Origin of the sequence: Rhodococcus sp. ACPA1 (genome assembly GCF_002300195.1) — a bacterium.
GTDB classification, from domain to species: Bacteria; Actinomycetota; Actinomycetes; order Mycobacteriales; family Mycobacteriaceae; genus Rhodococcus_F; species Rhodococcus_F opacus.
Genome location: NZ_NSDX01000003.1, coordinates 765,746 through 779,479, shown reverse-complemented (window position 1 = coordinate 779,479; position 13,734 = coordinate 765,746). Strand labels below are relative to the sequence as shown.

Genomic DNA, 13,734 nt, shown 5'->3' with positions numbered 1-13,734 from the left:
ATAGCGGACGGGCGTACGGTTACAGCGTCACATCCGATCAGTGGTCTTCCTCGCCGATCCTGTGGACGTGGATCAGGTTGGTCGAGCCGACGGTGCCCGGGGGTGATCCCGCGACGATGACGACGAGGTCGCCCCGCTGGTACCGGCCAAGGCCGAGGAGCGCGTGGTCGACCTGATGGATCATCTGGTCGGTCGACTCGACGGGGTCGACGAGGAATGTCTCGGTCCCCCAGGTCAGCGCGAGTTGAGCGCGCACTTCCGGGAGCGGGGTGAACGCCAGCAACGGCAGTGGAGTGTGCAGCCGCGCGAGCCGGCGCACGGTGTCCCCGGACTGGGTGAACGCGACGAGCGCCGCCGCACCCAATCGTTCCCCGATGTCGCGCGCCGCGTAGGACAGGACTCCGCCCTTCGTGCGGGGTACGTGCGCCAGCGGCGGAACGTGCGTGGACTTCTCCTCCACCGCACTGATGATGCGACCCATGGTGCGGACCGTCTCCATCACGTGCTTCCCGACGGACGTTTCGCCCGACAGCATGACGGCGTCCGCGCCGTCGAGGACGGCATTCGCCACGTCCGACGCCTCGGCCCGGGTCGGCCGTGAGTTCTCGATCATCGACTCGAGCATCTGCGTCGCGACGATGACCGGCTTCGCATTCTCGCGGGCAATCTGGATGGCCCGTTTCTGCGCGAGCGGCACCTGTTCGAGAGGAAGCTCGACGCCCAGATCGCCGCGGGCGACCATCACCGCGTCGAACGCCAGCACGATGGCCTCGAGGTTGTCGATCGCCTCCGGTTTCTCGAGCTTCGCGATCACCGGGACCCTGCGGCCGACCCGATCCATCACGGCATGGACGAGTTCGATGTCTTCCGCCGATCGCACGAACGACAGGGCGATGAGGTCGACACCGAGACGCAGTGCGAACTCGAGATCGGCGATGTCCTTGCCCGACAGCGCCGGGACCGACACGTTCATCCCCGGCAACGACACACCCTTGTTGTTGCTGACCGGACCGCCCTCGGTGACCGAGCACACCACGTCGTTGCCGTCGACGTCCGTGACGACCAGTCCGATCTTGCCGTCGTCGACGAGCAACCGGTCACCGGGCTCGGCGTCCTCCGCCAACTGCTTGTAGGTTGTGGACACCCTGTCGTGGGTGCCCTCGCACTCGTCGACGGTGATCCGCACGACGTCGCCGTCCGACCAGACGGTGCTGCCTTCGGCGAAGCGCCCCAACCTGATCTTCGGGCCCTGGAGGTCGGCGAGAACACCTACCGCCCGGCCGGTGCGTTCGGACGCATCCCGCACCCGGAGGTAGTTCTCCTCGTGATCGGAATGTTCGCCATGGCTGAAGTTGAGCCGTGCGATATCCATTCCGCAGTCGACGAGTTCGCGTATGCGGTCGCCGGTTGCCGTTGCGGGCCCGAGGGTGCACACGATCTTCGCGCGCCTCGCCGACGCGGGCGCCTCCCGGCCGGGTGTGACGAGGTATTCGGACACTGTTGCTGTCATAGGATTTTCGATTCCGTTCTAGGCGCTGCCGGTGTCGGCGTAGGAGACGGCCGAGGCGCGGACGTCGTCGATGCGGTACCGGTTGGCGGCCTCGACGGCCTTGGAGCGGTCGAGGGTGCCTTCGCCGGCGAGGGCGGACAGCACGGCGACGACGATGGATTCGGCGTCGACGTTGAAGTACCGGCGGGCGGCGGGGCGGGTGTCGGAGAAGCCGAACCCGTCGGTGCCGAGGGTGGTGTACGAGCCGGGGACCCACTGACGGATCTGGTCGGCGACCGCGCGCATCCAGTCCGAGGCCGCCACGAACGGGCCGGCGGCGTCGGACAGGGCCTGCGTGACGTACGGCAGCGGGGCGTCGGTGCCGGGGTCGCGCAGGGCCTGGCGCTCCGATTCGATGCCGTCGCGGCGCAGTTCACCCCAGGAGGTGACCGACCACACGTCGGCGGCCACACCCCACTCGTCGGCGAGCAGCTGCTGGGCCCGCAGCCCCTCGGGCATGGTGACACCGGAGACCAAAATCTGCGCTCGAGGCGCGGAGCCTGCGGAGTGCCCATCCTGTGGCGCGGAGTCGCCGGATGCCTCGGACTTTTTGAACAGGTACATGCCCTTGAGCAGGCCCTCGACGTTGAGGTCGGCGGGTTCGGCGGGCTGGGAGTAGGGCTCGTTGTAGAGGGTGATGTAGTAGAAGATGTCCTCCCCACCGAACCCGTCCACCCCGTCGGTGCCGCCGTACATGCGGCGCAGCCCGTCCTTGACGATGTGCGCGATCTCGTAGGAGAACGCCGGGTCGTAGGCGACGGCGGCCGGGTTGGTCGAGGCCAGCAGCAGCGAGTGCCCGTCGGCGTGCTGCAGGCCTTCGCCGGTGAGGGTGGTGCGGCCGGCGGTGGCGCCGAGGACGAAGCCGCGGGCCATCTGATCGGCCGCCGCCCACAGGCCGTCGCCGGTGCGCTGGAACCCGAACATCGAGTAGAAGATGTACAGCGGGATCATCGGCTCACCGTGGGTGGCATAGGAGGTGCCGACCGCGGTGAACGAGGCGGTCGAGCCGGCCTCGTTGATGCCCTCGTGCAGGATCTGCCCGATCTCCGATTCCTTGTAGGCGAGCATCAGGTCCGCATCCACCGCGGTGTAGAGCTGGCCGTTGCGGTTGTAGATCTTGAGCGAGGGGAACCAGGAGTCCATCCCGAAGGTGCGGGCCTCGTCCGGGATGATCGGCACGATCCGCTTGCCGATCTCCTTGTCCCGCAACAATTCCTTCATGATCCGCACCAACGCCATCGTGGTCGCGACCTGCTGCTTGCCGGAGCCCTTGCGGACCACGTCGTAGGTCGAGTCCGGCGGCATCGGCAACGGTGCCACACTGGTGCGGCGCTGCGGCAGGAACCCACCCAACGCCCGGCGCCGGTCGAGCATGTACTGGATTTCCGGGGCGTCCTTACCGGGGTGGTAGTACGGCGGCATCTTCGGGTCCTTCTCCAACTCGGCGTCGGAGATCGGGATCCGCTGCAGGTCCCGGAAATTCTTCAGATCATCGAGGGTCAGCTTCTTCATCTGGTGGGTGGCGTTGCGGCCCTCGAAGTGCTTGCCCAGGGTGTAGCCCTTGATGGTGTGCGCCAGGATCACCGTGGGCTGCCCCTTGTGCGCCATCGCCGCCGCGTACGCGGCGTAGATCTTGCGGTAGTCGTGGCCGCCGCGCTTGAGGTTCCAGATGTCCCGATCCGAGAGGTTCGCGACCAGTTCCTTCGTCCGCGGGTCCCGGCCGAAGAAGTGCTCCCGCACATATCCGCCGTCGTTGGCCTTGTACGTCTGGTAGTCACCGTCCGGGGTGACGTTCATCAGGTTGACCAGGGCGCCGTCCCGGTCCGCGTGCAACAACGCGTCCCACTCGCGGCCCCACACCACCTTGATCACGTTCCAGCCGGCGCCGCGGAAGAACGACTCCAACTCCTGGATGATCTTGCCGTTGCCGCGGACCGGGCCGTCGAGGCGCTGCAGGTTGCAGTTCACCACGAACGTCAGGTTGTCCAAACCTTCGGTGGCCGCCACGTGCGCCAGACCCCGGGATTCGGGTTCGTCCATCTCGCCGTCACCCAAAAACGCCCACACGTGCTGATCGGAGGTGTCCTTGATGCCGCGGTCGTGCAGGTAGTGGTTGAACCGGGCCTGGTAGATCGCGTTCATCGGGCCCAGGCCCATCGACACGGTCGGGAACTCCCAGAAATCGGGCAGCAGGCGGGGGTGCGGGTACGACGGCAGCCCGCCGCCCTCGTCGGCGTGCGAGTGTTCCTGCCGGAACCCGTCCATCCGCTCCGCCGGGATCCGCCCCTCCAAGAACGCGCGGGCGTAGATGCCCGGCGAGGCGTGGCCCTGGATGAAGATCTGATCCCCACCCCCGGGGTGGTCCTTGCCGCGGAAGAAGTGGTTGAACCCCACCTCGTACAGGGCCGCCGACGACGCATACGTCGAAATGTGGCCGCCGACGCCGACCCCCGGCCGCTGCGCGCGGGTCACCATCACCGCCGCGTTCCACCGGATGAACGCCCGGTACCGGCGCTCGGTCTCCTCGTCCCCGGGGAACCACGGCTCGTTCTCCGTCGGGATGGTGTTCACATAATCGGTCGACGTCAACGCCGGCAACGCGACGTGCTTCTCCCCGGCCCGCTCGAGCATCCGCAACATCAGATACCGGGCACGGGTCGGTCCGGACCGGTCCAACAGTCCGTCGAACGATTCCAACCACTCCGTGGTCTCGTCCGGGTCGATATCCGGCAGATAAGACGCAACACCCTCACGGATGACGCGAACCGAGCCGGCGCGGCCGGGGTCTACGGAGGTCGTGGTCTGTTCGAGCAAAGGGATACTCCATCGTTGCGGGCGCGGGATAGGGCGCCGTAGTGGCCGTCCGGGGTGAGGACGAAGCTGTACAACTCACTGCACAGGGGACTACTGCGGTTTCGCGAGCGGCCATCCTGTGATCTGCTTGGGACGCGGGGGCGCGTAGGTTCGCACCTTCGAAGTCGAGAGACCCAACCCTACAAGAGATTCCGCTAATTTGACAGCGGCACTGACGCCGTCGACCACCGGAACGCCGGCGCGCTCACGGATCCGGTCGTCGAGGCCGGCCATTCCACCGCAGCCGAGGCAGATCACCTCGGCCTTGTCTTCGCGCACAGCAGCTTCGGCCTCGTCGACGATCGCCTCGATCGTGCGCTCGGGGTCGGATTCCAGCGCGAGCACGGGCAGACCGCTCGCGCGTACACTCGCGCACTTGGTGTCGAGGCCCGCGAGCCGGAGCCGGTCTTCGATGAGCGGTACGGTGCGGTCGAGGGTGGTGACCACGGAGTACTTGTGTCCCAGCATCATTGCGATACTTGCGGACGCCTCGGTGATGTCTACGACGGGTACGTCGAGCAACTCCTGCAGGCCTTCCCTGCCGTGTTCGCCGTATCCGGCCTGGATCACCGCGTCGTACGGTTCCGCGTACGACCGGACCCGGTCCATCACGGCGATCGCGGCGAGGTAGCTCTCGAAGTTCCCTTCCACGGATTCCGCACCGATCTCCGGTGTGAGCCCGACGATCTCGGTACCGGGTGCCGCGGCGGCCTCGGCCTGTTTGGCGATGGCGTCCGTGATGGACGTGGTGGTGTTGACGTTGACGACGAGAATACGCATCGAAAGCTCCTGTCAGTGGTCGCCGTGGCCGCTGTCCACGGCGATGGACTCGCCGGACACGTCCGCGTACTGCCGGGTGCGGTCGCCGACGACCGCGTAGATTGCTGCCGCCAGGCCCGCTCCGATGAACCAGGAGAACGGGGCGACGAGATGGAAGGCGGGGACGATCGCGAACAGGGTACTGACGAGCGCGGCGGGAACGAGGGCATAGATGGCCCGCAGGTTGAATCCCTTGCGGTAGTAGTAGGGTCCGGTCGGGCTGTCGGAGTAGAGGGCGGGTACGTCGACCTTCGTGCGGCGGATGAACCAGTAGTCGACGAAGATGATGCCGAACAGCGGGCCGAGGACGGCGCCGAGGCCGCCGAGGAAGTAGTTGATCACCACGGGGCTGTCGTAGAGATTCCAGGGCAGCAGGACCACGCCGATGCAGGCGCTGATGATGCCGGCCTTGCGGAAGCTGATCTTCTCGGGGGCGAGGTTCGACAGCACGTACGACGGTGCGACGAAGTTCGCCATGACGTTGACGGCCATCGTCACGATCACGAGGGCCAGGCAGGCCAGCGACAGGAACAGGGTGTTCGGGATCGCCGCGACGATGTCGGTGGGGCTGTCGATGATGGTTCCGTCGATCTGGAACTGGGCGCCGCACAGAATGAACGCGATGACGGCGAACGCGAGGACGTTGACGAACAGTCCCCAGAAGTTGCCGCGCACGACGGCAGTCTTCGACGGGGAGCGCCGCGAGAAGTCGCAGAAGTTGAGGATCAGGGTGCCGTAGATCGACATCCACAGGGCTGCGCCTGCGAAGACCTGCCGCCACATCTCCCCGCCCGAAGCGGGCTGATCGGACGTCCAGGCGATGGAGAAGTCGGTGCGGAACAGCATCCACAGGGCGAGCGAGCCGACCGTGACCAGGATCAGCGGACCGGCCAGACTCTCGAATCGGCGCACGGCCTCCATCCCGTAGACGAGGACGACGATCTGGATCGCCCAGATCCCGATGAAGCAGATCCACCCGAGGCTGGAGAGTCCCAGGATCGAGTTCTGGTCGAAGCGGTCGAGCGACGGCGCCACGGCGACGAGGAAGATCCGGAAGACGATCGACGCGAGGTAGGTCTGGATTCCGAACCAGACGATCGCGATGACCGCGCGGACGATGGCGGGAATCTGGGCGCCACGGATTCCGAAACTGATCCGGCTCATCACGGGGAAGGGCACGCCCGTCTTCTGTCCCATGAAGCCGGCGTAGGTCATCGCGACGCACACGATGACCGCTCCGATCATGAGCGACAGGATCATGTGGCCGCCGCCCAGCCCGAGCGCGAACAGGCCGATGGCGAACGAGTAGTTCGCGATGTTGTGGACGTCGTTGGTCCACAACGTGAAGATGCTGTAGCTACCCCAGCGGCGACCCGAGGCCTTCGTGGGTGCCAGGTCCAGGTTGTAGAGTGCGGTACTCGTCTCGGTCGCTGTCGGCGTCGGCGTCGGCGTCGGCGTCGCGACGGTAGTGGTGTGCCGCGAGACTGTGTCGTCTATGAGCATGTGCCTGTCCTTGCGTGGCGGCGAACGAACTTCCGTATCACGGAAAGCTTGTTCCATTGGTCCCTCCAAGTGTGAGCCAGGCAACAGTGACCGGTCAATGATTTCCGCAGGATATATCTTGGTGCCGCACCACCCGGAACACGACAAACCCGCTGCAGCACTGGATCTTTCGGATCCAGCGCGATAGCGGGTGAGGTCGCGGCGGTGTCAGGCCAGTCCGCGGCTGAGCAGCCGCCCCCGGGGCGCCTCGTCGAGGTCGATCCGCTTGCCGGCCAGCCAGGTACTGCGCACGACGCCGGCGAGGGCACGCCGATCGTAGGCGGAGACGGGATTCTTGTGCTGCAGGGCGGCCACGTCGACGACGAACGCCTCCTCGGGCGCGAACACGGCGAAATCCGCCGCGTACCCCAGCGCTATGTGCCCTTTCGTGTTCAGCCCGACCTGCTCGGCCGGGTTCTCCGCCATCCACCGGACCACGTCGTTCAGGCTGTGCCCGCGACGTTTGGCCTCCGACCACACCGCGGACAGCGACACCTGCAGCGAGGCGATGCCGCCCCACGCGACACCGAAGTCGCCAATGTCGAATCTCTTGAGGTCGACCGTGCACGGGGAGTGATCGGTGACGACGCAATCGATCACGCCGTCGGCCAGGCCCTGCCACAGCAGTTCACGGTTCCCGGCTTCACGGATCGGCGGGCAGCACTTGAATTGCGTTGCCCCCGAGGGTATCTCTTCCGAGACGAACGACAGATAGTGCGGGCACGTCTCCACGGTGAGCTTCACGCCGTCCTTGCGGGCCGACGCGATCATCGGCAACGCATCGGAGCTCGACAGGTGCAGGATGTGCACCCTGCACCCGGTCCACCGGGCCAGCTCGATAACCTCTGCGATGGCGAGATTCTCAGCACCGCGCGGCCGCGAGTCGAGGAAGTCCGAGTAGTTCTCCCCACCTGGCGACGTCGCGCGGTCGATCGCGTGTGCGTCTTCCGCGTGCACGATCATCATCGCGCCGAAGCCCGCGATGTCCTTCAGCGCCAGTTCGAGCTCGGCCGGATCCAGCGGCGGAAACTCGTCGACGCCGGAGTGCAGCAGGAAGCATTTGAATCCGAACACGCCCGCGTCGTGCAGGGCCCGCAGGTCCGGGACGTTGCCGGGCACGGCGCCGCCCCAGAATCCGACGTCGACGTATGCCTGATCGGCGGCGACCGGCGTTTCACGTCCAGTGCCAGGGCGTCGACGGTCGGCGGGATGCTGTTGAGCGGCATGTCGACGATCGTGGTCACGCCGCCGGCCGCAGCCGCGCGGGTCGCGCTCGCGAAGCCCTCCCATTCGGTGCGGCCCGGCTCGTTGACGTGCACGTGAGTGTCGACGAGACCGGGGATCAGCACCTCGTCGTCGCCCAGTTCGACGACGACCTCCGCGTCGAGCTGGGCGCCGAACGGTTCGATGACGACGATCCGGCCGTCCCGCACGCCCACGCAGCGGGCGACCTCCCCCGCCGCGGTGATCACCCGCGGGGCACGGAACAGCAGGTCGAGCGGGTCAGACATCGCCTTCACGACCTGCGTCGGCGATGCCGCGCACCGCTGCCGCCACGGCCGGGGCCACGGCTGCATCGAACACGCTCGGCACGATGTATGTGGGATTGAGCTCCGACGGGGACACCGAATCGGAGATCGCCCGGGCCGCGGCGATGAGCATGTCGTCGGTGATCTCGACGGCGTGCGCGTCGAGCAGACCACGGAACACGCCCGGGAACGCGAGCACGTTGTTGATCTGGTTCGGGAAGTCGGACCGGCCGGTCGCGACGACGGCAGCGTGCTGTCCGGCGGCGACGGGATCGACCTCGGGGACCGGATTCGCGAGGGCGAACACGATCGAGTCGGGACCCATCGTCGCGATGTCGTCGCCGGTCAGAATGTCCGGTGCCGAGACACCGATGAACACGTCCGCGCCGACCACTGCGTCCCGCAGCGATCCGGACCGCGCTTCCGGGTTGGTGTTGTCCGCGATCCAGGACCGGAACGAGTCGGACGTGTCGTCCGGCGAGAGGATTCCGTTCCGCCCGCACGCCACGATGTTCGTCGCACCCTGCGCGACCAGCAGTCGGATGATCGCGTGTCCGGCGGCGCCGACACCCGAGACCACGATCTTCACCGTGTCGAGGCTCTTCTCGACCACCCGCAGTGCGTTGGTCAGTGCGGCGAGAACCACGATGGCGGTGCCGTGCTGATCGTCGTGGAACACCGGGATGTCCAGCATCTCGCGGAGCCGTGCCTCGATCTCGAAGCAGCGCGGGGCGGAGATGTCCTCGAGGTTGATTCCGCCGTACACCGGAGCGAGGGCCCGGACGATCTCGACGATCGCGTCCGTGTCCTGGGTGTCCAGGCAGACCGGCCACGCGTCGACGTCCGCGAACTGCTTGAACAGGGCCGCCTTGCCCTCCATCACGGGAATCGACGCGGCGGCGCCGATGTTTCCCAAACCCAGCACGGCCGAGCCGTCGGTGACGACCGCGACGGTGTTGCGCTTGATCGTCAGCCGCCGCACGTCCTCGGGGTTCTCCGCGATCGCGGTGCAGACCCGGGCGACACCGGGTGTGTACGCGCGGGACAGGTCGTCGCGGTGCTTGAGCGGAACCTTCGGCACCACTTCGAGTTTCCCGCCGAGATGGAGCAGGAACGTGCGGTCACTGACCTTGCCGACCACGACGCCGGGCACGTCGGCGATCGCGGACGCGATCTGCTCGGCGTGATCGACGTCGGAGGCGTCGCACGTCACGTCGATGACCATGTGGTCGGGGTGGCTCTCCACCACGTCCAACGCGGTCATGGCGCCCTTCACGGAGGCCACCGCCCCGGCGAGAGTCGAGGTGGTGCCTGCGCCGACCGGGGCCGTGACGCGAACGGTGATGGAGTAACCGGGACTGGGATTGGGCATGCGTGTTTCCTCGGGATCGTCAGGTAGGGGCTAGCGCGGCGCCTGGTCGGCGACGAGCGCTTGATGGCTCTGGGGAAGGGCTTCCCACCAGGTGCGTCGCGTCTCCGACAGCGCTGTCGCGTCGAGGTCGCCGAACAGCCGCAGCCGGGACAGGCCGCCGTCGGGGTAGACGTCGAGTCGCAGGTGGGTCGCCGCGGCGGTGCCGTCCAGAACGAAGCGGTGCCGCGTGTCGGGTTGTACGGCCGTGCGCGGCAGCAGTTCGGTCCACGCGCCCTCGTCTGCGATGTCGGCGGTGCGCGCGTCGGCGGTGCTCAGCCGCACCCAGCCGGGGGCATTCCCCACGTAGTAGCTGGTGTCGATCTCGACGTGCCGGGGAAGGCCGGCCGCCGCCAGCGAGAACACCGCGAAGTCGTTTCCGCCGCCACGACGCCGGGAGTTCTCCCAGCCCTCCCCCATGTTGCGGGCCCGCCCGGGAAGGATGATGTTCGCGGGCGACGCGTAGAACGCGTCGGAACAGCCGACGAGGCGTCCGCCGTTCTCCGCGGCCAGCAGGTCCACCGTCCCGTCCAGGAACCGCGGGTCGGGCACGACCTCACCGTGCACACGCAACCGCGCGACGCCGCCGTCGGGGTAGATCGACAGCCGCACGTGTGTCCACCGGTGCCGGTCGGCGACGGCGTAGGCGTTCGCGGCATGCCCCTCGGCCGGGGACTTCTCGACGATGGTCTGCCAATCCGCCTTCATGACCTCCTCGATGGACGGGTAGCCCTCGATCGACGCCGCCTCGATGGAGATGAAGGGCGGGTAGTTGCCCTTGAAGTGCGCGGTGTCCACGACGATCCCGTGGATGATGCCCGCGGCCCCGAGCCGGACGATCGCGTAGTCGTGGCCGTCGTCGCGGCGGCGGCGGGTCTCCCACCCGTCGTACACCTTGCCCTTGTGCCCGAAATCGGACGGGTCGAAGAACGGGGCCTCCGCCTTGATGAGGTTCTCCCGCTGGGCGAACAGTTCGTCGTTGGCCGCGGATACGCTTCCGCCGAGGGCGCGTGAGGCGAGGTCGGGTAGTGCGGTGAAGTCGGATGACGTCATGATTCTCCTCGTGTGCTGAGTGGTGCGAGTTCGGCAGTCGATGCCGCGATCGTGCAGCCGATCCGGCGCAGTAGTTCCGCCGCATCCCTGATCGATCGATGAAGGTCCGGTTCCAGGTCCGCGAGTGCGTATGCCGCGGAGATGCCGGCGCTGTGTAATTGGATGTCGCTGAGCAGGTTTCGGCCACATACGGCGATGACGGGGATGCCGGCCCTGCGCGCCTCGGTCGCGACGCCGATCGGCGCCTTGCCGTGGAGGCTCTGCTCGTCGAGTGATCCCTCACCGGTGATGACGAGGTCCGCCCCCGCGAGCCTCCCGGGAAAATCGACGAGCCCGAGGACCGTGTCGATGCCGGGCCGGGTGTCGGCCCCCAGCACCGAGATCGCGCCGAACGCCGCGCCTCCCGCAGCGCCCGCCCCCGCGACCCGGCTGTCGTCGCGGCCGGTCGCGGCGCGCACGACCTGCGCCCACCGGGTCATGGCGTCCTCGAGCACGACCAGTTCTTCTGCGGCTGCGCCTTTCTGGCTTGCGTACACGGCAGTGGCCCCGGTCGGGCCGAGGAGCGGATTGTCGACGTCGCAGGCGAGCCGGAAGTGCGCCGCACGCCCCGCTGGGTGGAGACCGGTCAGGTCGACCCGGGCGGCCCGGCGCAGCGCCGCTCCCCCTTGCGCGACCTCGTTGCCGCCGGCGTCGAGGACACGCACGCCGAGAGCCTGTAACAAGCCGGCACCGCCGTCGGTTGACGCGCTGCCCCCGAGACCGACGGTGATCTCGCGAGCTCCCCCCTCCAGCGCGTGCCTGACGACGGTGCCGAGTCCGAATGTACTGGCACCCAAGGGATCCGACGCACCGTCCGGGAGCAGTACCAAGCCCACGGCCGAAGCCAGTTCGACCACCGCGGTCGAGCCGCGCACCGCGTAGGACGAGGTGACGGGCCGACCTGTCGGCCCCGTGGTGGTCACCGCGACCGGAGACCACCCTGCGGCGACGGCCGCGGCGACGGTGCCGTCGCCGCCGTCCGCGACCGGAACACGATCGATCACCCAAGACGGATCACCGGCCAGGAGTCCGTCGGCGAGGGCGTCCGCCACTTCCGCCGCGGTGAGGGATCCCTTGAACTTGTCGGGTGCGACCAGTACACGTGTCACGGTGCCCCCTAGTCCAGCAGCATGAGGGCTGTGGGAGCGTGCTCCCAGCTCTCCGCCAGATCCTCGAACTCGGCGACGTTGTCGAGTTCGGTGCCCATCGCGATGTTGGTGACCCGCTCGAGGAAGACCTCGACCACCACCGGCACCTTGTGCTCACCGGCGAGCTCACGGGCCTTCTCCAGTGCGCCGGCGATCTCGCCGGGCTCGGTGACCCGCAGCGCCTTGCAGCCCAGCCCCTCGGCGACCTTGACGTGATCGACGCCGTACCCCTTCGGGACCGCAGGCATCGTCTCGTGCTCGGTGGACTCCTGGGTGTTGATGTTGTCGAAGCCCAGCTGCACGCAGAAGTCCATGTCGAACGCGCGCTGCGCCTGACGGATCAGTCCCAGGTAGGAGTTGTTCACCACGACGTGGATGTACGGCAGGTTGAACTGGGCGCCCACCGCCAGTTCCTCGATCATGAACTGGAAGTCGTAGTCACCGGACAGCGCCACGACGGGCGTCTCCGGCTCCGCGGCAACCACTCCGAGGGCGGCGGGGATGGTCCAGCCCAGCGGCCCGGCCTGCCCGCAGTTGATCCAGTTGCGCGCCTTGTAGACGTGCAGGAACTGGCCGCCGGCGATCTGCGAGAGCCCGATCGTGCTGACGTACCGGGTGTTGCGCCCGAAAACGCGGTTCATCTCCTCGTACACCCGCTGCGGTTTGACCGGGACGTCGTCGAAGTGGGTCTTGCGCTGCATGGTCCGCTTCCGGGTGGCACAGTCCTCGACCCAGGTGCTGCGGTCCGCGAGGGTTCCGGCGGCCTTACGCTCCTTCGCGACGGCGACGAACAGCTCGAGCGCCGCCTTGGCGTCGGAGACGATCCCGTAGTCCGGTGCGAACACGCGCCCGATCTGCGTGGGTTCGATGTCGACGTGAACGAACTTGCGCCCCTTGCGGTAGGTGTCGAGGCCGCCCGTGTGCCGGTTGGCCCAGCGGTTGCCGATGCCCAGGACGAAGTCCGACGCCAGCATGGTCGCGTTGCCGTACCGGTGGGCGGTCTGCAGACCGACCATGCCCGCGGCGAGGCGGTGGTCGTCCGGGATGGTTCCCCAGCCCATCAGCGTCGGCACCACCGGAACGTCCAGCAGTTCCGCCAGTTCCACCAGCAGATCCGCGGCGTCGGCGTTGATGATGCCGCCGCCGGCGACGATCAGCGGGCGGTCGGCGGCCCCCAGCATGTCGAGGGCCTTCTCCGCCTGCGCCCGGGTCGCGGCCGGCTTGTACACGGGCAGCGGCTGGTAGGTGTCCGGGTCGAACTCGATCTCCGCCAGTTGCACGTCGATCGGCAGGTCGATGAGCACCGGTCCGGGCCTGCCGGACCGCATCAGGTGAAATGCCTGCGCGAACGCACCGGGAACCTGGGCCGGCTCGAGCACCGTCATCGCCATCTTCGTGACCGGACCCGCGATCGCGGCGATGTCGACGGCCTGGAAGTCTTCCTTGTGCAGGCGCGCGACCGGGGCCTGCCCGGTGATCGCGAGGATCGGAATCGAGTCCGCCATGGCCGAGTACAGACCGGTGATCATGTCGGTCCCCGCCGGCCCGGACGTCCCGATGCAGACACCGATGTTTCCGGCCTTGGCGCGGGTGAATCCCTCGGCCATGTGGGATGCGCCCTCGACGTGGCGGGCGAGGACGTGCTTGATCCCACCGTGGTCACGCATTGCCGCGTAGAACGGGTTGATCGCCGCACCGGGGAGGCCGAAGGCCTGGGTGGCACCTTCGAGTTCCAGAATCTTGACCGCTGCATCAGCGGCGCGCATACGAGGCATATCAGTTCTCCATCGAGGA

The 13,734-nt window shown here is 67.6% G+C and carries 8 protein-coding genes and 1 pseudogene; all 9 read right to left on the bottom strand.

What is annotated here, in order from left to right:
* Positions 1–37: 37 nt before the first annotated feature.
* The 9 genes and pseudogenes from pyk to gcl all read right to left on the bottom strand — a co-directional run bounded on the left by pyk (position 38) and on the right by gcl (position 13,715).
* A complete protein-coding gene (pyk, locus tag CJ177_RS14110; RefSeq protein WP_095867960.1) occupies positions 38–1,510 on the bottom strand; it encodes a pyruvate kinase in 1,473 nt (490 codons plus the stop codon).
* An 18-nt stretch (positions 1,511–1,528) separates the two neighbouring features.
* Entirely contained in the window at positions 1,529–4,369 is a 2,841-nt protein-coding gene (gene aceE / locus CJ177_RS14105; protein WP_095867959.1) for a pyruvate dehydrogenase (acetyl-transferring), homodimeric type, read from the bottom strand.
* An 84-nt stretch (positions 4,370–4,453) separates the two neighbouring features.
* Positions 4,454–5,182, bottom strand: coding sequence for an aspartate/glutamate racemase family protein (locus CJ177_RS14100; RefSeq protein WP_061046201.1), 729 nt, complete (start codon positions 5,180–5,182; stop codon positions 4,454–4,456).
* Between the two features lie 12 nt (positions 5,183–5,194).
* Positions 5,195–6,724, bottom strand: a complete 1,530-nt coding sequence (locus CJ177_RS14095) for an NCS1 family nucleobase:cation symporter-1 (RefSeq protein WP_095867958.1) — start codon at positions 6,722–6,724, stop codon at positions 5,195–5,197.
* Positions 6,725–6,931: 207 nt separating this feature from the next.
* Positions 6,932–8,274: pseudogene (gene allB, locus CJ177_RS14090) on the bottom strand (allantoinase AllB).
* The gene (locus CJ177_RS14085; RefSeq protein WP_061698099.1) at positions 8,267–9,664 is read right to left on the bottom strand and encodes an NAD-dependent malic enzyme; all 1,398 of its coding nucleotides are present in this window, start codon (positions 9,662–9,664) and stop codon (positions 8,267–8,269) included. The pseudogene allB and the gene CJ177_RS14085 overlap by 8 nt, the downstream one beginning before the upstream one ends.
* Before the next feature lie 30 nt (positions 9,665–9,694).
* On the bottom strand, positions 9,695–10,753 hold the full coding sequence (gene alc / locus CJ177_RS14080) for an allantoicase (RefSeq protein WP_095867957.1): 1,059 nt from the start codon (positions 10,751–10,753) through the stop codon (positions 9,695–9,697).
* A complete protein-coding gene (locus tag CJ177_RS14075) occupies positions 10,750–11,901 on the bottom strand; it encodes a glycerate kinase (protein ID WP_095867956.1) in 1,152 nt (383 codons plus the stop codon). Before CJ177_RS14075 ends, alc begins: the two co-directional genes overlap by 4 nt.
* Positions 11,902–11,909: 8 nt before the next feature.
* Positions 11,910–13,715: a glyoxylate carboligase gene (gene gcl, locus CJ177_RS14070; protein WP_061046196.1), complete on the bottom strand. Its 1,806-nt coding sequence runs from the start codon at positions 13,713–13,715 to the stop codon at positions 11,910–11,912.
* Positions 13,716–13,734: the final 19 nt, after the last annotated feature.